The 20029-nt window shown below is 61.8% G+C and carries 20 protein-coding genes; 11 read left to right on the plus strand and 9 right to left on the minus strand.

Annotated features, from left to right (window positions below; translation table 11 throughout):
- Window positions 1-3: 3 nt before the first annotated feature.
- The 3 genes from tssK to tagH form a co-directional block, all read right to left on the minus strand.
- Window positions 4-1338: a type VI secretion system baseplate subunit TssK gene (gene tssK / locus J9870_RS28665; protein ID WP_210642043.1), complete on the minus strand. Its 1335-nt coding sequence runs from the start codon at window positions 1336-1338 to the stop codon at window positions 4-6.
- Between the two features lie 15 nt (window positions 1339-1353).
- Window positions 1354-1860, minus strand: a complete 507-nt coding sequence (gene tssJ, locus J9870_RS28670; RefSeq protein ID WP_210642044.1) for a type VI secretion system lipoprotein TssJ — start codon at window positions 1858-1860, stop codon at window positions 1354-1356.
- Between the two features lie 68 nt (window positions 1861-1928).
- Entirely contained in the window at window positions 1929-3377 is a 1449-nt protein-coding gene (gene tagH / locus J9870_RS28675; protein WP_210642045.1) for a type VI secretion system-associated FHA domain protein TagH, read from the minus strand.
- Between the two features lie 415 nt (window positions 3378-3792).
- Here tagH and tssA point away from each other — a divergent pair, with 415 nt between their 5' ends.
- The 11 genes from tssA to J9870_RS28730 all read left to right on the plus strand — a co-directional run bounded on the left by tssA (window position 3793) and on the right by J9870_RS28730 (window position 16770).
- Window positions 3793-4830 (plus strand): type VI secretion system protein TssA, encoded by a 1038-nt coding sequence (tssA, locus tag J9870_RS28680; protein WP_210642046.1) that lies wholly within the window; start codon window positions 3793-3795, stop codon window positions 4828-4830.
- Window positions 4831-4911: 81 nt separating this feature from the next.
- Complete coding sequence (tssB, locus tag J9870_RS28685) at window positions 4912-5418, plus strand: type VI secretion system contractile sheath small subunit (RefSeq protein WP_003177230.1); 507 nt, start codon at window positions 4912-4914, stop codon at window positions 5416-5418.
- Window position 5419: 1 nt separating this feature from the next.
- A complete protein-coding gene (gene tssC / locus J9870_RS28690; protein WP_072407496.1) occupies window positions 5420-6916 on the plus strand; it encodes a type VI secretion system contractile sheath large subunit in 1497 nt (498 codons plus the stop codon).
- A 221-nt stretch (window positions 6917-7137) separates the two neighbouring features.
- Complete coding sequence (locus J9870_RS28695) at window positions 7138-7626, plus strand: type VI secretion system tube protein Hcp (protein ID WP_003206927.1); 489 nt, start codon at window positions 7138-7140, stop codon at window positions 7624-7626.
- Window positions 7627-7707: 81 nt separating this feature from the next.
- Entirely contained in the window at window positions 7708-8163 is a 456-nt protein-coding gene (locus J9870_RS28700) for a T6SS effector amidase Tae4 family protein (protein WP_134926465.1), read from the plus strand.
- Window positions 8160-8609, plus strand: a complete 450-nt coding sequence (locus tag J9870_RS28705) for a hypothetical protein (RefSeq protein WP_210642047.1) — start codon at window positions 8160-8162, stop codon at window positions 8607-8609. Before J9870_RS28700 ends, J9870_RS28705 begins: the two co-directional genes overlap by 4 nt.
- Window positions 8603-9115, plus strand: coding sequence for a type VI secretion system baseplate subunit TssE (gene tssE / locus J9870_RS28710; protein WP_210642048.1), 513 nt, complete (start codon window positions 8603-8605; stop codon window positions 9113-9115). Before J9870_RS28705 ends, tssE begins: the two co-directional genes overlap by 7 nt.
- Window positions 9112-10971, plus strand: a complete 1860-nt coding sequence (gene tssF, locus J9870_RS28715) for a type VI secretion system baseplate subunit TssF (RefSeq protein WP_210642049.1) — start codon at window positions 9112-9114, stop codon at window positions 10969-10971. The genes tssE and tssF overlap by 4 nt, the downstream gene beginning before the upstream one ends.
- The gene (gene tssG / locus J9870_RS28720; RefSeq protein ID WP_210642050.1) at window positions 10935-11987 is read left to right on the plus strand and encodes a type VI secretion system baseplate subunit TssG; all 1053 of its coding nucleotides are present in this window, start codon (window positions 10935-10937) and stop codon (window positions 11985-11987) included. The genes tssF and tssG overlap by 37 nt, the downstream gene beginning before the upstream one ends.
- The gene (tssH, locus tag J9870_RS28725) at window positions 11980-14658 is read left to right on the plus strand and encodes a type VI secretion system ATPase TssH (protein WP_210642051.1); all 2679 of its coding nucleotides are present in this window, start codon (window positions 11980-11982) and stop codon (window positions 14656-14658) included. Before tssG ends, tssH begins: the two co-directional genes overlap by 8 nt.
- 171 nt (window positions 14659-14829) lie before the next feature.
- Window positions 14830-16770 (plus strand): type VI secretion system tip protein VgrG, encoded by a 1941-nt coding sequence (locus J9870_RS28730; protein WP_210642052.1) that lies wholly within the window; start codon window positions 14830-14832, stop codon window positions 16768-16770.
- Between the two features lie 77 nt (window positions 16771-16847).
- Here the strand turns inward: J9870_RS28730 and J9870_RS28735 are convergent, their stop codons facing one another.
- The 6 genes from J9870_RS28735 to J9870_RS28760 form a co-directional block, all read right to left on the minus strand.
- Window positions 16848-17111 carry a hypothetical protein gene (locus J9870_RS28735; protein ID WP_210642053.1) on the minus strand — a complete coding sequence of 88 codons (264 nt, stop codon included), beginning with the start codon at window positions 17109-17111 and terminating at the stop codon, window positions 16848-16850.
- The gene (locus tag J9870_RS28740) at window positions 17108-17374 is read right to left on the minus strand and encodes a hypothetical protein (RefSeq protein WP_246883060.1); all 267 of its coding nucleotides are present in this window, start codon (window positions 17372-17374) and stop codon (window positions 17108-17110) included. The genes J9870_RS28735 and J9870_RS28740 overlap by 4 nt, the downstream gene beginning before the upstream one ends.
- A gap of 66 nt (window positions 17375-17440) precedes the next feature.
- A complete protein-coding gene (locus tag J9870_RS28745) occupies window positions 17441-17974 on the minus strand; it encodes a hypothetical protein (protein ID WP_210642055.1) in 534 nt (177 codons plus the stop codon).
- Entirely contained in the window at window positions 17971-19269 is a 1299-nt protein-coding gene (locus J9870_RS28750; protein WP_210642056.1) for a PAAR domain-containing protein, read from the minus strand. The genes J9870_RS28745 and J9870_RS28750 overlap by 4 nt, the downstream gene beginning before the upstream one ends.
- Window positions 19270-19390: 121 nt before the next feature.
- Complete coding sequence (locus J9870_RS28755; protein ID WP_210642057.1) at window positions 19391-19813, minus strand: GTP pyrophosphokinase; 423 nt, start codon at window positions 19811-19813, stop codon at window positions 19391-19393.
- Window positions 19810-20028 (minus strand): hypothetical protein, encoded by a 219-nt coding sequence (locus J9870_RS28760; protein WP_246883061.1) that lies wholly within the window; start codon window positions 20026-20028, stop codon window positions 19810-19812. The genes J9870_RS28755 and J9870_RS28760 overlap by 4 nt, the downstream gene beginning before the upstream one ends.
- Between the last annotated feature and the right edge of the window lies 1 nt (window position 20029).

Below are 20029 nucleotides of genomic sequence, written 5' to 3' on the forward strand. Positions count from 1 at the left end.
GGTTTATCCTCGGATCGCCCAGAAAGCCAGGTTCAGCCCCGGGAACTGGCCGGCGATGTGAAACGCAAAGCCGCCGGAGTTGCTCAGTTGTTGCCAGTGGTCGCTGCCCCGATCGAGTTCGTAGTAAGTCGAACCGGCGTGGTACGGCAGTTGCCGTGGCGCCACCGGCAACGGCAGCAGGCCGATGCCCGGCAGCTGCAGGTTGACCAGGTCGCGGATGTGTTCCACCGAACCGACCTTGCTCTGCTGGCCGAAGCGCCCGCGCAGGGTTTCGGCCGGCACATCGGCGCGCACCACCAGGATGAAACTGGCGCTGTCGAGCAGGGTTTTGTCGGCCAGCATCGCCACGTGGATGCCGTAGGCTTTCTCGACAATCGGGATCGGCGTGGCCTTGCTGTCGATCAGCATCGACAGGGCTTCACGCAGGGCCTGCATCACCGGCGCGTAGCTGAGCGCCAGGTCATCATGCTGGTATTGCGGGTATTCCTGCGGTCGCCGCCCGGAAGCGGTGAACGTGGAGAACTCGCCGGCCAGGCTCACCAACTCGCTATAGAGACGCTCTGGGTGCAAGGGGCTCAACTGGCTCAGGTGCTGGATCAGCGGCTGGGCACGGTTGACCAGTTGCAGCAGCATGAAATCGGCGATCTCCGAAGCGCCACCGGCACCGGAAGCCACCACTCGCCCGGCCAGGGCTTCGCCGCGCTGATGAAGCAGGCCCAGCAGTTCGCTGCGAAACGCAGCCAGCGGTTTGGAGGCGGCCACATCCAGCAGCGGTGGGATGTAGCTGTCGTCGAGCACCAGGGCGCGGTCGGCACGTTTTTCCTTGATGCGCACCACACCGACAGCGGCGTAGTCACCGATGCCATCCTGTGCGGTCAACAGGCGCAGCGCCCGGGAACCCAGGGCCACCGGCGCGCGGTTTTCGAAGGGCGAGTTGTCGTCGCGCACTTCGCACACCTGGCTCACATAGCGTGCAGCGCCAAGGTCTTCGCCTTCATCCACGGTGTCACGGGCGCCGGCACGCTTGAGCGGCAAGGCCAGGTACACCAGGCCATCGCGCAGGTTGTCATCGACGTTCAGCGGCGTGGGCGCCAGGTCATCCTGGGGAATGTTGAACGGCGTGCCGTCCGGCAACAGGCCGCGCGCCGAGATGATCGCCAGCTTGCCCTGGGCCAGCAGGCCCTGGTCGATCAGCAATTCGGAAAAACCCCAGGCGCCGGCCGACAATGGGCGGCTGCGAGCGTCGATGAGGTTTTCCAGATAACGGTCGTGCTGTTGGAAGTGCTGCGTTCCAATGAACATGCCTTCCGACCAGACCACGCGATTGTTCCAGGACATGGGGGCTCCGATTGCTTATTGGGCAGGGCTGGATGGGGGGACGACGACGGCGCTGCGCACGGCGCGCACATCGAGGCTGATCTGGTATTCGGTGTATTCGCGCGCCGGGACGTTCATCACCGTGCGCCACAGCGACTGGTCCAGCTCGCGATAGCCCACCAATATGCCGATGTGCCGCGTGGCCGGGTCGAGGTCGCGTTGCAGGCTCAATTGCTGGCCGGGCTGGATCAGCACCTCGTCCTGATCGATCAGGTCGGCGCCCAGCGTTGCCTGGGCGCGTTCGGCCAGGGCGAAATAATCGGAACGGCCGAAGGTGGCAGCATTTTTCAATTCGAAAATGCGCACCCGGACTGGGGCCGGCTGGCCGGTGGCACCGGGGTTGAGCCCGGCAATGGCATGGAAATGCAGCTCGACGGCAGCGGTGTCGGCCTCAGCTTCTTCGGGCTGGGGTTTGGCCGCATCCTTGGCGCACGCCGTCAGCAGAAGCGCGGTGGCGACTGCGAGTAAAAACCTGGGAATCATCCTGCGTCCTCAATGACGTTTGAGCTATCCGTTGTTGGCTTATCAGTATTGTTATAGGACAGCGCCGCTCAACGGCGTCGCTGTCGTGTGCTGTGTTCTTCGTAGGCGCGACTGAATTCACGCCCGAACAAGTCTTGGAAATCCTCCTGGGCCTCCCGGGAAATATTGCTGTAGAGCTCGGTGAACTGCTGCCAGTACTGGGCCTGTCGCGAGCCGCTGAAAATCCCCGACAACCCACCGGGCTTGCCCATGCGCTCTTCCAGTTGTGCCGGCTCGAAGCGCGTCAGCAAATGCTTGATCGCCGCTTCCACGCCAGCCATCACCGCCAGTTGGTGAGCGCGCAGGTCATCGAAGCTGTCACGCACCGCCGCGTCCGGCGCCATGAACGCCTGATTGCCGTGACGCAGCAGCAACAGCAACGCTTCGTCGACATTAGGCGCGAATTTCAGTGGGTTGTTTTCCACCGGCTGGATCATCGTCTGCTGGATGCGGAACTCACCCTTGAGGCTGCTGCGCGCGCGCAAGACATCGATCAAGCCTTCGACCATCAACCGATAACTGCGCCCGATGCTTTCCATCTGCGCTTCGGCCTGGGCCTTGTCCAGGCGCAACTGATCGAGCCCGGCGCCGCGCAGGAAGGCCTGCAGCAGGTCGGGCTGCGCGGTGTCGACCGCAGTGGCCGGGGGGTCAGCACGGGTGACTGGCGCCTCACGCAATGGCGCGGGCTCCTTCGGCACACTGACCTCAGCGACCGGAATCGGGGGCACGGGAACCGGCACCGGCTCAATTACCGGGGGTGGTATTACCGGTGGCGGCGCAACGGAAACCGGGGTGACGGGCACCGATGCAGGTTTGTCACTGAACGGGTCCCAGTCGTCCGGGATCACCGAGGCAGACGCCATTGCCACGGGCTCAATCACGGGCGGCGGACTTGGCCGAGGGATCGGCGTCGGCGGACGAAAATTGTGCTGCTCAGCTGGAACATGGTCCGGCTGGGTGGCCGGCGGAACGCTGGTCGGGGCCAGGAAATCGAACAGATCCGGCAGGGTGTCCATGGCCGACCCACCCTGGAAATGCGCCGGCGGGGCCGCCGGTATCGACGATGGCGTATTCACCGCGGCGCCCTGGCGCCCCATCAACGCTTCGAAGCTGCTGGGTGCTTCGGCGAACGGGTTGCTGTCGGTGACCGGCAGGTTGAAATCGACGCGCGCCTGGATTTCATAATCACCGATGCGGATAACTTCGCCATCCTGCAGCGGCTCGCTGTTGCCTTTGCGCAGGCGAATGCCAGCCTTAACCAATTCCACACCATTAGTACTGTTATCGGTTAAGTAATAGCGCCCGTCTTTGTATTGGATAACGCAATGTTTGCCCGAAACCAGGCGCTCAGGATCCGGCAATACCCAGTCATTATCGGAATTACGGCCAATTGCCATCACTCCCTGATCCATGGACTTTTCAGAACACTGACCCGGGGTAATCTTGTGATAACTAGTGATAGTCAAACACAGCGGCATCTCGCCTCCTTGCTGAAATACTTGTCGTGTCGCCGCACGCAGGTGGTGGACAAGCCCACGCTCCGACGACTCGCTATCAAAACCCTGCCAGCACCGCTAAAACGGCTATTTGCCAGCATGATTGCTAATCTTAACCGGCTTGCGTGACAAAAAACCTGCATTGGTACCGGCTTCGACTTACGGGTCGCGCGGGCTGTTAAGCACCTCACAACTGTAACAAAGCCGAAATAGCTTACCTTGACAAGCGATAAGTACTACACCAAAAATGCACAACTTCTTGAATATACATGATGGCACTTTAAGATCATTGAGCATCTAAAGGGCCATTAGCTTCGAGGGACATGCGAAGTTTCATCCGAAACTTGTGTGTGAACTGCCCGACTTCTTCAAGCGGGTGATAGGGAGATCGATCCAAGTGGATGTGCCTTTGCTGCTCGCCGCCGTTTCCGCGACTTCGCCGTGCGGTGAAGATTTGGAATATGACGCGGATTTCTTGCGCCTGGAACGCGATTCCCGAGGCCAGCCCGAGCGCAGCATGGGCGACTCGATTCTGCCTGCCGAACCCCCTGAGTGGCGCAGCATCCAGCAGCAAAGCCTGGACCTGCTGCAACGCAGCAAAGACCTGCGCATCACCCATTACCTGCTGCAAAGCTCCCTGGCCCTGGAAGGCATCCCGGGCCTCGCCCGCTCGCTGACGTTGATCAGCGAATTGCTCAAGCAATACTGGGCCGAGCTGCACCCGCGCCTGGACGCCGACGACGACAACGACCCCACCGTGCGTATCAATGCCCTCGCCGGCCTGACGTCCGATGTCACTATTCGCCTGCTGCGCGAAAGCCTCCTGGCCCGTTCGCGGACCTTCGGTGCCGTCAGCCTGCGCGCCGCCGCCAACGCCAGCGGCCTGCAAAGTTTCCCGGATGAAAACCTCGGTGCCGAACAACTCGCCGGAGCCTTGCTCGACAGCGATCCCGAGCAGTTGGAAATCACCCGTGCCGCGCTGCTGGAAGCCCGCAGCGCCGCCGAAGCCATCGAGCAGCAAGTCAGCGACCAGGTCGGTTCCGCCCAGGGCGTGGACCTTGGCCCGCTGAAGCAACCGCTCAAGATGGCGTTGCAGATTCTCGGTCAGTTCGCCCCGCAGAGTGGCGACAGCGCCGTATCCGATCCCGTGAGCGACGACAGCGCAACGACAACGGAATATGCCAGCGCGCCAAGCACACCGCGCAACACCGGCACCAGTACCGTCAGCGGTGAAATCAACAACCGTGATGACGTGCTGCGCAGCCTGGACCGGATTCTCGCTTACTACACCCGTCACGAGCCCTCCAGCCCCCTGCCGGTGCTGTTGAACCGGGCCAAGAATCTGGTGCACGCCGACTTTGCGGCCATCGTGCGCAACCTGATTCCCGACGGCATGAGTCAATTTGAAAACCTGCGCGGCCCAGACAGCGAATAAAAAGCGAGCTGATCACGCAGTCACGTCATCGGTACCCCCGATGACGCCAACACCGTCGCTCAAGCGACCAGGAGCAGCAACGTGGCGAAGCAAAGTTCTCAGAAGTTCATCGCGCGCAACCGCGCGCCTCGAGTGCAGATCGAGTACGACGTCGAGCTCTACGGCGCCGAGAAAAAGGTCCAGTTGCCCTTCGTCATGGGGGTAATGGCCGACCTCGCCGGCAAGCCCGCCGAGCCTCTGGCACCGGTAGCCGATCGCAAGTTCCTCGAGATCGACGTCGACAATTTCGACTCGCGCCTCAAGGCCATGCAGCCGCGCGTGGCGTTCCATGTGCCCAACGAACTGACCGGCGAAGGCAACCTGAGCCTGGACCTGACCTTCGAAAGCATGGACGACTTCAGCCCGGCGGCCGTGGCCCGCAAGGTCGATTCGCTGAACAAATTGCTCGAAGCGCGCACCCAGTTGGCCAACCTGCTGACCTATATGGACGGCAAGACCGGCGCCGAAGAAATCATCATGAAGGCGATCAAGGACCCAGCGCTGTTGCAGGCCCTGGCGAGCGCGCCGAAGCCAGCACAGGATCAATGACATGACTGACAATACCGCCCGCGAAGGCGCTCAGAACCTGGGTGCCACCCAAGAAACCAGCGAGTTCGCGTCCCTGCTGCTGCAAGAATTCAAGCCCAAGACCGAGCGCGCCCGCGAAGCCGTCGAGACCGCCGTGCGGACCCTGGCCGAGCAGGCCCTGGCGCAGACTGACCTGGTGTCCAACGACGCCATCAAGTCGATCGAATCGATCATTGCCGCCATCGACGCCAAGCTCACCGCCCAGGTCAACCAGGTCATCCACCACCCCGACTTCCAGCAGCTGGAAAGCGCCTGGCGTGGCCTGCACTACCTGGTCAACAACACCGAGACCGATGAGCAGCTCAAGATCCGCGTGCTCAACATCTCCAAGACCGACCTGCACAAGACCCTGAAGAAATTCAAGGGCACTGCGTGGGACCAGAGCCCGATCTTCAAGAAGATGTACGAAGAAGAATACGGCCAGTTCGGCGGCGAGCCTTACGGCTGCCTGGTAGGCGACTACTACTTCGACCAGTCGCCACCGGATGTGGAACTGCTGGGCGAACTGTCGAAAGTTTGCGCGGCCATGCACTCGCCGTTCATCGCGGCGGCATCGCCGACTGTGATGGGCATGGGCTCGTGGCAGGAACTGTCGAACCCACGCGACCTGACCAAAATCTTCACCACCCCGGAATATGCCGGCTGGCGCTCGCTGCGTGAATCGGAAGACTCGCGCTACATCGGCCTGACCATGCCGCGCTTCCTGGCGCGCCTGCCATATGGCGCCAAGACCGACCCGGTGGAAGCCTTCGCCTTCGAAGAAAACACCGACGGCGCCGACAGCTCCAAGTACACTTGGGCCAACGCCGCCTACGCGATGGCGGTGAACATCAACCGTTCATTCAAACACTTCGGCTGGTGCTCGCGCATTCGCGGCGTTGAGTCTGGCGGCGAAGTGGAAAACCTGCCGGCCCACACGTTCCCTACCGACGACGGTGGCGTGGACATGAAGTGCCCGACCGAAATCGCCATTTCGGACCGCCGTGAAGCGGAACTGGCAAAGAACGGTTTCATGCCGCTGCTGCACAAGAAAAACACCGACTTCGCCGCCTTCATCGGCGCCCAGTCGTTGCAGAAACCGGCCGAATACGACGACCCGGACGCCACCGCCAACGCCAACCTGGCCGCGCGCCTGCCGTACCTGTTCGCCACCTGCCGGTTCGCCCATTACCTCAAGTGCATCGTGCGCGACAAGATCGGTTCCTTCAAAGAGAAGGACGAGATGCAGCGCTGGTTGCAGGACTGGATCCTCAACTACGTCGACGGTGACCCGGCGCACTCCACCGAAACCACCAAGGCCCAGCACCCACTGGCAGCGGCCGAAGTGATCGTTGAAGAAGTCGAAGGCAACCCGGGGTACTACAACTCCAAGTTCTACCTGCGCCCGCACTATCAGCTCGAAGGGCTGACCGTGTCGCTGCGCCTGGTATCGAAACTGCCGTCGGCCAAGGGCGCGTAACGGTTTACAGAACGGTGCAAGGCCCATGTGGGAGCGAGCTTGCTCGCGATGGCGGTGGATCAGTTGTCATGTGTCTGTCTGACACTCCGCTATCGCGAGCAAGCTCGCTCCCACAGGGAATCTTCAGTGAGTCGGAGATCATCGGGGCCGTTCGGCACACGTAATTTCGCAAGGTCAGCGTCAACCAAACAATGTGGTTAGAAACCACACAGGGAGAAAACATGGCTGTTGATATTTTCATCAAGATCGGCGACATCAAGGGCGAGTCCATGGACAAAGCCCACAAGGACGAGATCGATGTCCTGAACTGGAGCTGGGGCATGTCCCAGTCTGGCAACATGCACGTGGGCAGTGGCGGTGGTGCCGGCAAGGTCAACGTCCAGGACCTGTCGCTGACCAAGTACGTCGACAAGGCGTCGCCAAACCTGATGATGCACTGCGCAAGCGGCAAGCACATCGACAAGGTCAAGCTGACCGTGCGCAAGGCCGGCGGTGAAAGCCAGGTCGAGTACATGATCATCAACCTGGAAGAAGTGCTGGTCACTTCCCTGAGCACTGGCGGCTCGGGCGGCGATGATCGCCTGACCGAAAACGTCACCCTGAACTTCGCCAAGGTGCTGGTGGACTACCAGCCACAGAAAGCCGACGGCACCAAGGAAGGCGGTCCGGTCAAGTTCGGCTGGAACATCCGTCAGAACGTCAAGGTTTGATCGAACGCGCCCCCGGCGCCACGCGCCGGGGGTGTTTGGTGCTTGCTCGAATCCAATTCTTTTCCACCCGGTATCTGAGTCATGGCCAAGCCTTCGTTTGTCAATTTGTGGAAAGCGTATTCCGATCTGCTGGTGGCCCATCCTGATGCAAAACCTTGCGACGGTCCCTGGGCAAACCAATGTGCGATTCGCATGAGCATCACGCTCAATACCGAGCTGACCATCAAGGTCAACAAGTCCACCTACACCGAACCCAAGTGTGCCCATGAGCACGCCAGGGGCGCCGAATCGCTGGCGAACTGGCTGTGGAAACATCACCTGGGGCGCCCGTTGATCCTCGGCGGAACTGCCGCGGACCGACGCAAGCTGCAAGACAAGACCGGCCTGATTTTCTTCAAGGATTGTTTCCCGCAAGTGGGAGAGTCCTCGGAAAGTCGCACCGGCGATCATATCGACCTCTGGAACCGAGGCCTGACCCTCGGGTATGACGATCCGGCCTATCGATCTCGAGCGATCTGGTTCTGGGAGCTCCTATGACCAAGGCTCACTGCGCGATATGGGTCGGCTGCCTGCTAACCAGCCTCACCGCCTGTGCCCAGCAGCAATCCCCGTCGGCAGCGTCCACCGCAGCGGTGGAACATGTCGTCTCGATGGGCGGGCAAACCCTGGTGCTGGAGAACGACCAGGCGCGCTGCGCGCTGCGCAAGCCCGACCAGACCCTGATGCCACTCGACCTGGCGTGGCCCTGCCAGTTCACGGTCGATCGACAAGGCAAACCCCATGTCGAGACCTTCGGCAACGTGCCCATTGTCATCGTTGTCCACGTGGCCGGTGGCCCTCAAAACAATCAGGAATGTCGCTCCGAGTACCGCGCCATACGCCAGATCAATGGACAACTCGAACCTTCGATAATCGCTCGCAATGCCAGCTGCATGCGCGGCACAGGTGACCAGAAGAATTACACGGGCCTATTCACTTGGTAACCGAAATCGCCACCCGCGATCGCCTGCAACCGTCCCTGCTGGACCGGCTGACCGACGACGATCCGACCAACCCGAAGGAAAGCGCCGACAAGCGCGTGCTCTCCCTGACCCAATTGAAAGCCTCGGTGCTGCGTGACCTGGCGTGGCTGCTCAACACCACGTCATTGCTCAGCGCCGATGCCACGCTGCATACCCCGGCGGGCACCTCGGTGGTGAATTTCGGGCTGCCGGCCCTGGCCGGTAACAGCGCCTCGAACGTCGATGTCTCGGCCCTGGAAACCTTGATCCACCAGGCCATCGCCACGTTCGAACCGCGCATCCTGCGCCACACCCTGCGTGTGCGCGCTGGGGCAACCGCCGAGATGAACCACAACGCCTTGAGTTTCGAGATCGAAGGCGATCTCTGGGCCCAGCCCGTGCCGCTGCGCCTGATGCTGCAAACCGACCTGGACCTGGAAACCGGGCACGTGCGGGTGGTTAACGCCGACCAGCGGAGGCGCCCATGAACCCGCGCCTGCTGGAGCTGTACAACCAGGAACTGCACCACGTGCGCGAAAGCGCGGCGGAGTTCGCCAAGGAATACCCCAAGATCGCCAGCCGGCTGTCATTGTCCGGCATGGACTGCGCCGACCCGTACGTCGAGCGCTTGCTGGAAGGCTTCGCCTACCTGACGGCGCGGGTGCAACTCAAGCTCGACGCCGAATACCCGACGTTCACCCACAACCTGCTGGAAATCGCCTACCCCCATTACCTGGCGCCCACGCCGTCGATGACCGTGGTGCAACTGCAGGCCGACCCGGACGAAGGCTCGCTGAGCAGCGGCTTCCCGCTGCCCCGGGACACGGTCCTGCGCGCCGCCCTGGGGCGTGAAACCCAGACCTGCTGCGAGTACCGCACCGCCCACGCGGTGACGTTGTGGCCGTTGCAGGTCAGCCAGGCCGAGTACTTCGGCAACCCATCCGCCGTGCTCGGGCGCCTGGCCGCCAGCGAACCGAAAGCCAAGGCTGGGCTGCGCATCACACTGCGCACCGGCGCCGAGCTGCCGTTCAACAGCCTGTCCCTGGACAACCTGCCGCTGTACCTCAGCGGGGCCGACGAGCAGCCCTTTCGCCTCTACGAGCAACTGCTGGGCAACGCCTGCGCGGTATTTGCCCGCAAGCCCGGTGGCAATTGGGTCGAACGCCTGCCGCAAGACGCGCTGCGCTCACGTGGCTTCGATGATGCCGACGCCGCGCTGCCCGTAGTGCCGCGCGCCTTCCAAGGCTATCGCCTGTTGCAGGAATACTTCGCCCTGCCCCACCGCTTCCTGTTTGTCGACTTCACCCAACTGAGCCGCGCGGTCAAGCGTTGCGACGGCCAGGAGCTGGAGTTGATCGTGCTGTTCGACCGCCACGACCCAAGCCTGGAAGGCAGCGTCGGTGCTTCGCAGTTCCTGCCGTTCTGCACCCCGGCCATTAACCTGTTCCCCAAGCGCCTGGATCGCATCCACCTGTCGGAACGGGTCAACGAACACCACGTGATCGCCGACCGCACCCGGCCGATGGATTTCGAAGTGCATTCGCTGACCGGCCTCACCGGCCACGGCACCGGGCCGGAACAACCGTTCCTGCCGTTCTATGCCGTACGCGATCCGTCCCGCTACGGGCGCGACCAGGCCTACTACACGGTGCGCCGTGAGCCGCGCGTGTTGTCCAGCGACCAGCGTCGCAACGGTCCGCGCTCGACCTACATCGGCAGCGAAACTTTCGTCAGCCTGGTGGACAGCCAGCAAGCGCCCTATCGCCACGACCTGCGCCAACTGGGCGTGACGGCCTTGTGCACCAACCGCGACCTGCCGCTGTTCATGAGCGTAGGCAGCGGCAAGACCGACTTCACCCTGGCCGACAGTGCGCCAGTCGGCGCGGTGCGCTGCGTCGCCGGCCCGAGCCGCCCTCGCGCCAGCCATGCCCACGACGCCAAGGCCTGGCGGCTGATCAGCCAGCTGTCGCTGAACTATTTGTCCCTCAGCGAGCAAGGCCAAGGCGCCGCCGCCCTGCGTGAACTGCTGCGCCTGTACGGCGACAGCAACGACGCAGCGTTGCAATTGCAGATCGAAGGCCTGCGGGACGTCAGCAGCAAAGCCTGCACCCGACGCTTGCCGATGCCCGGCCCGATTGTGTTCGGGCGTGGCCTGGAGATCACCCTGGAATTCGATGAAAACGCGTTTCGCGGCACCGGAGTGTTCCTGCTCGGCGCCGTGTTCGAGCGCTTCCTGGCACGCTACGTGTCGATCAACAGTTTTACCGAGACGGTGATCCGTACCACCGAACGCGGCGAGATCATGCGATGGAAAGCCAAGCCCGGACGTCGTCCGACCCTGTGAGTACCCTGGACGCGATGCACCAGGAACCCTGGGAATACGACTTCTTCCAGGCGTTGCGGCGCATCGAGTGCGAATCCCCCGAGTTGCCGCGCCTGGGCCATTCCCTGCGCCTGGCCGATGACCCGCTGCGTCTGGGGCAACAGGCCGAATGCACCTTTGCCCCGGCCACCCTGGCCTCGGTGCAACCGGGCCTCGACGGCGCGCCGGCACGCCTGGAGCAATTCTTCTTCGGCCTCGGCGGCCCCAACGGCCCGATGCCGCTGCACATCACCGAGTATGTGCGCGAACGCCAGCGCAACAACGCCGACAGCACCAGCAAACGCTTTTTCGATGTCTTCCACCATCGCCTGCTCAGCCTGTTCTACCGGGCCTGGGCCGAAGCGCGGCCGACGGTCAGCCACGACCGCCCGGACGATGACTACTGGTCGGCGCGCCTGGCCGCCCTCAGTGGCCGCGGCATGCCGAGCCTGCTCAATCAGGGGCTGATCCCCGACACGGCAAAGCTGCATTACAGCGGCCACCTGGCGGCGCAAACCCGCTACCCGGACGGCTTGAAGGCGATTCTCAGCGAGTACTTCGGCCTGCCGGTGGAAATCGAAGAGTATGTCGGCCAATGGCTGGAACTGCCGGAGCGCAGCCGCGTCGGTGTCAGCGCCCATCAGTTGGGCACGGACTTCTGCCTGGGTCGCTACGTGTGGGATCGCCAGCACAAATTCCGCATTCGCCTGGGCCCGCTCAAGCTCGTTGACTACATGGGCATGCTGCCCGGCAGCCAACCGTTCAACGAGCTGGTGGCGTGGGTCGCCGAATACCTGGGCCATGAACTGGACTGGGACCTGAACCTGGTCCTGGAGCAGCCCGAAGTCCCGGCACTACAACTCAACGGTCGTTTCCGCCTGGGTTTCAACACCTGGCTGGGACGTCCCGAAACAGATGCCAACGATCTAATACTGGCCCGGCATTACGCCGAACAGGCCAACACCTCACAGACCTCAAGGAGCCATGAGCATGGGTGAAATCAGTCGCGCCGCGTTGTTCGGCAAACTCAACAGCGTGGCCTACAAAGCCATCGAAGCCGCCACCGTCTTCTGCAAGTTGCGCGGTAACCCTTACGTGGAACTGGCCCACTGGTTTCACCAGTTACTGCAACTGCAGGACTCGGACCTGCACCGCATCATCCGCCAGTTCAACATCGAGCCGGCACGCCTGGCCCGTGACCTGACCGAAGCGCTGGACCGTTTGCCTCGGGGTTCGACCTCCATCACCGATTTGTCGTCCCACGTGGAAGAAGCCGTGGAACGCGGCTGGGTCTACGGTAGCCTGATGTTCGGCGAAAGCCAGGTGCGCACCGGTTACCTGGTGCTGGGCATTCTCAAGACCCCGAGCCTGCGCCATGCGCTGCTGGGCCTGTCGTCGGAGTTCGACAAGGTCAAGGTCGAAGCCCTGAGCGAGCGCTTTGACGAATACGTCGGCGACTCGCCGGAAAACGCCCTGACCGCCAGCGACGGCTTCAATGCTGGTGCCGTGCCTGGCGAAGCCAGCGGTGCCATGGCCCCTAGCGCCATGGGCAAGCAGGAAGCCCTCAAGCGCTTCACCGTCGACCTCACCGAACAAGCCCGCAGCGGCAAGCTCGACCCGATCGTCGGCCGCGACGAAGAGATCCGCCAACTGGTGGACATCCTCATGCGTCGCCGGCAGAACAACCCGATCCTCACCGGTGAAGCCGGTGTGGGCAAGACCGCCGTGGTCGAAGGCTTTGCCCTGCGCATCGTTGCCGGTGACGTACCACCGGCCCTCAAGGACGTGGAACTGCGCAGCCTCGACGTTGGCCTGTTGCAGGCCGGCGCGAGCATGAAAGGCGAGTTCGAACAACGCCTGCGCCAGGTCATCGAAGACGTCCAGGCCTCGCCCAAACCGATCATCCTGTTCATCGACGAAGCCCACACCCTGGTCGGTGCCGGTGGCGCCGCCGGTACCGGTGACGCGGCCAACCTGCTCAAACCAGCCCTGGCTCGCGGCACCTTGCGCACCGTGGCCGCCACCACCTGGGCCGAGTACAAGAAGCACATCGAAAAAGACCCGGCCCTGACCCGTCGTTTCCAAGTGGTGCAAGTGGCCGAACCGTCGGAAGACAAGGCACTGCTGATGATGCGCGGCGTGGCCTCGACCATGGAAAAACACCATCAGGTGCAGATCCTCGACGAAGCTCTGGAGGCCTCGGTCAAGTTGTCCCATCGCTACATTCCTGCGCGCCAACTGCCGGACAAATCCGTGAGCCTGCTGGACACCGCGTGCGCCCGCGTCGCCATCAGCCTGCACGCCGTGCCGGCCGAAGTGGACGACAGCCGTCGGCGCATCGAAGCGCTGGAAACCGAGCTGCAAATCATCGCCCGTGAGCACGCGATTGGCGTGGTCATCGGCACTCGCCAGACCCACAGCGAGAACCTGCTGAGCGCCGAGCGCGAACGCCTGGCCGAGCTGGAAAGCCGCTGGGCCGAAGAGAAAACCCTGGTGGACGAACTGCTCGCCACCCGCGCCACCCTGCGCGAGCGCGTCGGCGTGGTGGACAGCGAGGATGGCAGCGAGACCAGCCACGAACTGCGCGAGAAGCTGGTGGACCTGCAACAGCGCCTGACCGCCCTGCAAGGTGAAAACCCGCTGATCCTGCCGACCGTGGATTACCAGGCCGTGGCCTCGGTGGTCGCCGACTGGACCGGTATCCCGGTGGGCCGCATGGCCCGCAACGAACTGGAAACCGTGCTCAACCTCGACCAGCACCTGAAAAAACGCATCATCGGCCAGGACCACGCCCTGCAGATGATCGCCAAGCGCATCCAGACCTCCCGCGCTGGCCTGGACAACCCAAGCAAGCCGATTGGCGTGTTCATGCTCGCCGGCACCTCCGGCGTGGGCAAGACCGAAACCGCCCTGGCCCTGGCCGAAGCCATGTACGGCGGCGAGCAGAACGTCATCACCATCAACATGAGCGAGTTCCAGGAAGCCCACACCGTGTCCACCCTCAAGGGCGCGCCACCGGGCTACATCGGCTACGGCGAAGGCGGCGTGTTGACCGAAGCCGTGCGGCGCAAACCGTACAGCGTGGTGCTGCTGGACGAGGTGGAAAAAGCCCACCCGGACGTGCATGAGATCTTCTTCCAGGTGTTCGACAAAGGCGTGATGGAAGACGGCGAAGGCCGGGTGATCGACTTCAAGAACACCTTGATCCTGCTGACCACCAACGCCGGCACCGAGTTGATTGCCGACGTCTGCAAAGACCCGCAGAACGTGCCCGAGCCGGAAGACATCGCCAAAGCCCTGCGCCAGCCGCTGCTGGAGATTTTCCCGCCGGCCCTGCTCGGCCGCCTGGTGACGATTCCGTACTACCCGCTCAGCGACGAGATGCTCAAGGCCATCACCCGCCTGCAACTCAACCGCATCAAGAAGCGCGTGGAAAGCACCCACAAAGTGGCCTTCGACTACGACGACGCGGTGATCGACCTGATCGTCTCGCGTTGCACCGAAACCGAAAGCGGCGGACGCATGATCGACACCATCCTGACCAACAGCCTGCTGCCGGACATGAGCCGCGAGTTCCTGACCCGCATGCTCGAAGGCAAGGCCCTGGCCGGTGTGCGGATCAGCGCGGTGGATAACGAATTGCAGTACGACTTCAGCGACGCGGCTTGACGCTAAGGAACACTGTAAAACCCTGTGGGAGCGAGCTTGCTTGCGATAGCGCAGTCACATTCAACATCCATGTTGACTGACACACAGCTATCGCGAGCAAGCTCGCTCCCACAGTTGTTCCGGTGTCTTCAGGCAATCAGCGGCACAGCCATTATCACAATGAGATAACCGATGTTATTCAACCAAGCCTCGCGCCTGGCCAAGATCACCAGCCCCCTGGGACCTGAGGTCCTGTTGCTCAAGGACATGGGCGGCGGTGAAGAGCTGGGGCGGCTGTTCAACTACGAGTTGCAGCTGCATTCGCTGGACAACGCCATCGACCTCAACCAACTGCTCGGCAAGCCCATGTGCGTGAGCCTGCAACTGGACGGCGGTGGCGAGCGCTATTTCCATGGCATCGTTGCCCGCTGCAGCCAGAACGTCGACCAGGGCCAGTTCGCCAGCTATCAGGCCACCCTGCGCCCGTGGTTGTGGCTGCTGACCCGCACCTCCGATTGCCGGATTTTCCAGAACCTGACCATTCCGCAGATCATCAAGCAGGTGTTCCGCGACCTGGGTTTTTCCGATTTCGAAGACGCCCTGAGCCGGCCTTATCGCGAGTGGGAATACTGCGTGCAGTATCGCGAGACCAGTTTCGATTTCGTCAGCCGCTTGATGGAACAGGAAGGCATCTATTACTTCTTCCGCCATGAGCAGGGCCGTCATGTGCTGGTGCTGGCCGACGCCTATGGTGCCCACACCCGCGCTCCGGGCTACGGGTCAGTGCCCTACTACCCCAAGAATGAACAACAGCGCGAACGTGACCACATTCACGACTGGCACCTAGCCCAGGAAGTCCAGCCCGGTTCGCTGGAGCTCAACGACTATGATTTCCAGCGCCCCAGCGCACGCATCGACGTACGCTCGGCCATGCCCCGTCCGCACACCGCCGGCGACTACCCGCTGTATGACTACCCCGGCACCTACGTGCAGAGCCAGGACGGTGAACACTACGCTCGCACTCGCATCGAGGCCTTGCAGACCCTGCACGAACAAGTGGAACTGGCCGGCAACGCCCGGGGCCTGGGCTCGGGGCATTTGTTCAGCCTCACCGGTTTCAGCCGCCAGGACCAGAACCGCGAATACCTGATCGTCGGCGCCCGCTATTACATTTCCCAGGAAAGCGGCGAAACCAGCGGTGGCGCGCCGTCGGCCCAGTTCGAAAGCAGCCTGACCTGCATCGACGCCCAGCAAAGCTATCGCCCGCTGGCGACCACCCACCGGCCTATCGTCAAAGGCCCGCAAACTGCATTGGTGGTCGGCCCCAAGGGCGAGGAAATCTGGACTGATCAGTTCGGCCGGGTGAAGGTGCATTTCTACTGGGACCGGCACGATCAATCCAACGAAAACAGCTCGTGTTGGATTCGGGTGTCGCAGGCTTGGGCCGGCAAGAATTGGGGTTCGGTGCAGATCCCGCGCATTGGCCAGGAGGTGATCGTCAGCTTCCTTGAGGGGGATCCCGATAGGCCTATCGTCACCGGTCGTGTCTATAACGCGGAACAGACCGTACCGTATGCATTACCTGCCAATGCCACTCAAAGCGGCACCAAAAGCCGCTCCAGCAAGGGCGGTACGCCAGCGAATTTCAATGAAATCCGCATGGAAGATAAAAAAGGCGCCGAGCAGCTGTACATCCACGCCGAGCGCAACCAGGACATCGCCGTGGAAGTGGATGAAAGCCACTGGGTGGGCCGCGACCGACGCAAGAACATCGACCGCAACGAAATCGTACGGATTGGCGAAGACCGCCTGCGCGCCGTGCAGCGCAACGATGCGTTGCTCGTCGGCGGAGCCAAGAGCGACAGCATCAGCACCCAATACCTCGTGGAGGCGGGTTCGCAGATTCGACTGGTCTGTGGCAAAAGCGTGCTGGAGTTCAATGCCAGTGGCGAGATCAACATCTCGGGCACCGCGTTCAACATCTACGCCAGCGGCAATGGCAACATCGACACCGGCGGCCGTTTGGACCTCAACTCCGGAGGCGCCAGCGAAGTGGATGCCAAGGGCAAGGGCATCAAGGGTGTGATCGATGCGGCGGTAAAGGCGTTGTTCCCGGCTAAGGCCAAACGCTGAGGCTCACGGCCGGAACATCCGTGGCGAAGGAGCTTGCTCCCTCGCCACGGGTTCATCGTTACCAGACCTTTCGACAATCAGATGGCCGTACCGCGATTCGCTCCCGGCGGGACAATCAACAGCTCGTCCAGCTCGCGCCTTCTGCAACGGGCCACAAACGGCAGCGCGGCATCCGGGTCACGCCTGAACAGCTCAAAGGTTGCACGGTCGATTGCATAGTATTCCTCATAATCGACCATGCCGTTGCTAACCGGTATGGAGACGTAGCATCGACCCGAGTCCTGTTCGGTCCCCACGCAGAACCTTTGGTCGCGGTGGACCAAGGCATCTTGAAATTTCACTCGTTTGTAAGCCGGTATTGACCGGGCTGCGTCCACGCGACTCGCAAATACTTGCCCCTCAGCAGTTGCTCGTCACGAAGATATTCGAAAACTTCGGAGGGGCAACATTCCTTGCCCGCCGAAAAGGCCACGCCCAATGAACGGAGCTCATCGAATACCCCAGCCTTCTGCTTGTTGTCCGCGACGCGCAAAAGGTAGATATCTTGTTCTGTCGCATTCGAAAACCCGATGGCACGCAGGGAAGAATCCAGCGCGTTATCCATGATTCGAACACGAATCGATTCACCGTCGGCTCTTTCCACGTAGGCCTTCAGCCTATCATTCATCACTCAGAGATTGGCCGGCACGAAGTCAGGGCCGCCCAGCTTATCCCGGACAAACAGGGCGGTGCGCATCAGTGGCCCCCACAAGCCGTTCTGGCTGTTCCAGGTGCCGCCCGCCCACCGCGTATCCTGAACAAGCTCAGCCTTGTTGAGCTCAAGCTGCCGCTGAAGGGCCAGCGCCACGGCCCCCATATCGATCTCGAACAGGTCGGCATAAAGCCCCTCGGGTTGTGCGTGCTTTTTGCTCAGGCAAAACCGGTAGTACCAGACCCACACCGCTGCGACATAAATTGCCCGATTACGATCAGGGTAGGTTGCGAGAATCTTGAGCAAAGCCGCCACAAAGCGCCCAGGAAACTGAGGGTCACGCGTCTGTTGCCAATAACGCAACACCAACAAATCGAAAGCCGCGACGATGTTCTGCGGCTCTTCGTTATCGTTCTTGGCTTCTTGGAAGTAGAACGGCTCGCCGACTAGGAATTTATCCAGCTCATCATTGGCCAGGGCCAGCAGCAATACGTTGTCTAGGTTGGCACTCATTGGACTCTCACTACATCCGGGTTTGCGAGCAGGAAATTGATGTCGTTATTGTGTGGGATGCCCACATTGTCCATGACCGCTTCGCGCATACCACCGGGGTGGGTCAAGCCGCCAGGACGCCATAGCGGGTTCGCCCCATATTCGTTGCCGGTTGGCATGACCACCTTGGGGTTACTCAAGTCCATCATGTAGATCTCCTTGCCGGCCAGGCTGCCCGGGTCATAGCCCAGGGCTGACTCCAACAGTGAAACGTCGCCGGTCTTGTTGAATTCAGCCACCACACCATGCAAATCTGACTTTGCCATGACGTATTTATTAGGACTAAAGGTCTGGTACATGGGGTTGGCGATATCATCAGGCGTAAATAGAAACGCGCCGCCTTCATCCTGGAAGACTTTGAGATGCTTGTCGATATAGGACGCCTCAAGGTAATCGGCAGGATCCTTCGGGCGGCTGAACTTGGGCATCGAAGCGATATCGTCCGACGTATGGCCCGGTTTGAAGACCACCGAACGGGGCTTGGGCGCCGTACCGATTTTCGCCATTTTCGGGCCCAGGCCCAAAAGCGCCATCCCCGCCACGCCCTGGAGCAGGTCCCGGTAGCCCGGGCCCAAGCGATCCCCCAAATCCCCCAGCAACGCCATGCCAGCCATCATCGCGCCGCCGATCACCACAAAACCGACTAAAGCGGCCACGCCGGCCATGGCCGCAAGAATCGCTGCGCCTCCCATGGCCAATAATCCCAACGCCTCCAACCCAGTGTGCATCCAGCCTTCGAGATCCAGGACAAACGCCACCGACACCGTTGGCCCACCGATAAACGTATTGGGGCTGCCACTCTTGATGTGAGCGCCGCACACCATTTTGCTGTGCAGGCGCGCCGCCGGTTTGCCGTTGATGAAGACCGTGGCGCTGCCTTCGGCGATCAGCACCGGAAAGGGCCAGATCGGATGGTTCATCGGCAGCCCGGTGCAGGAAGACGCAGTGTCTTCGCCCGCCCTCATGGCATTGAGGTTGTTGATGTAGACGTTGAAGCTGCCCATTATCAACGCCCCCGTGGTGGGCTCGGGCAGATTGAAAATGGTGGAAAGGCCCTTGACGATCTGGAACATCGACAAGCCGCCCGCCGCAATCGAGCCCGCCATGATGGCCAGCGCCACGCCGCCCGTGGCAACGGTGGCGGCAACGACCGCTGCGCCGATCAAGGCGCCGGCCACGGCACCGGCGACCATCGCGGCCAACCCGAACCCATGGGCTATTTCGTCACCCAGACGTGCTGCTGCCTGTGCATCCATTGCGAAAAATCCAACTTACTGGTGTGTATGACTGCACAGGGGCGTTATCGATGCGGTCAGAGCGAACGCAGCGCCGGTCTTGCCGCGTTGTCCTTCAACGATCAGACGGCGGCGACATGATTCATTGCTCTTGCAGGTAACGCAATGCCCGATGATATTTCGCGGCGCGCTCCAGGTCCTTGTCTCGCACGACGGGCAGCCGAGTGAGGTCAAGATTGTCGTGGATGTCCGCTATTTTCACTTTGGTCGCCAGTGGATTGGGACGAATCCGGGCGATGAATTGTTCATAGGACTCGCCCTGGCGCTTGGTCAGGCAGTCGATAGCCGTTACCGCAACCTCGGGAATACCAAGCCCGCGCAGCTCATCCAGCGTGACATCGCCGTCTTCGACCACATCATGCAACAGGCTGACCAGTTGCTCTTCAAGCCCGTCGAACTTCATCATCAGGCGCAACGGGTGGAGGATGTAGGGCTTGCCGGCCTTATCCACCTGGCCCGCGTGGACCCTTGAAGCCAGGGCGATTGCAGCGTCCAGAATGCTCATTGGCGATCAAAGCCCTTCTCGTATTGTTCTTTGGAAATCTCGCGACCATACAAGACGGCGTCGTTGTACAGCCTATTGTCCGCGGGAACCGATTGTTCGCTTTCGGCAGCACCGTAAAATTTCCTGAATACGGTCCCGGTGCGATGGTCCCAACGGAAGGTGACCTCTTCGTAGTCGTAGTCCAGGAACACATCCCGACTGGCGAAGGCACTCAAT

The organism is Pseudomonas sp. Tri1, assembly GCF_017968885.1.
Classification (GTDB): domain Bacteria; phylum Pseudomonadota; class Gammaproteobacteria; order Pseudomonadales; family Pseudomonadaceae; genus Aquipseudomonas.

Excerpts from the sequence above, each read along its gene's own strand:
- tssK (WP_210642043.1), bottom strand. The coding sequence starts at position 1,338 with ATGTCCTGGAACAATCGCGTGGTCTGGTCGGAAGGCATGTTCATTGGA.
- tssJ (WP_210642044.1), bottom strand. The coding sequence starts at position 1,860 with ATGATTCCCAGGTTTTTACTCGCAGTCGCCACCGCGCTTCTGCTGACG.
- tagH (WP_210642045.1), bottom strand. The coding sequence starts at position 3,377 with ATGCCGCTGTGTTTGACTATCACTAGTTATCACAAGATTACCCCGGGT.
- tssC (WP_072407496.1), top strand. The coding sequence starts at position 5,420 with ATGACTGACAATACCGCCCGCGAAGGCGCTCAGAACCTGGGTGCCACC.
- J9870_RS28695 (WP_003206927.1), top strand. The coding sequence starts at position 7,138 with ATGGCTGTTGATATTTTCATCAAGATCGGCGACATCAAGGGCGAGTCC.
- J9870_RS28700 (WP_134926465.1), top strand. The coding sequence starts at position 7,708 with ATGGCCAAGCCTTCGTTTGTCAATTTGTGGAAAGCGTATTCCGATCTG.
- J9870_RS28705 (WP_210642047.1), top strand. The coding sequence starts at position 8,160 with ATGACCAAGGCTCACTGCGCGATATGGGTCGGCTGCCTGCTAACCAGC.
- tssF (WP_210642049.1), top strand. The coding sequence starts at position 9,112 with ATGAACCCGCGCCTGCTGGAGCTGTACAACCAGGAACTGCACCACGTG.
- tssG (WP_210642050.1), top strand. The coding sequence starts at position 10,935 with ATGGAAAGCCAAGCCCGGACGTCGTCCGACCCTGTGAGTACCCTGGAC.
- tssH (WP_210642051.1), top strand. The coding sequence starts at position 11,980 with ATGGGTGAAATCAGTCGCGCCGCGTTGTTCGGCAAACTCAACAGCGTG.
- J9870_RS28730 (WP_210642052.1), top strand. The coding sequence starts at position 14,830 with ATGTTATTCAACCAAGCCTCGCGCCTGGCCAAGATCACCAGCCCCCTG.
- J9870_RS28740 (WP_246883060.1), bottom strand. The coding sequence starts at position 17,374 with ATGGATAACGCGCTGGATTCTTCCCTGCGTGCCATCGGGTTTTCGAAT.
- J9870_RS28745 (WP_210642055.1), bottom strand. The coding sequence starts at position 17,974 with ATGAGTGCCAACCTAGACAACGTATTGCTGCTGGCCCTGGCCAATGAT.
- J9870_RS28750 (WP_210642056.1), bottom strand. The coding sequence starts at position 19,269 with ATGGATGCACAGGCAGCAGCACGTCTGGGTGACGAAATAGCCCATGGG.
- J9870_RS28755 (WP_210642057.1), bottom strand. The coding sequence starts at position 19,813 with ATGAGCATTCTGGACGCTGCAATCGCCCTGGCTTCAAGGGTCCACGCG.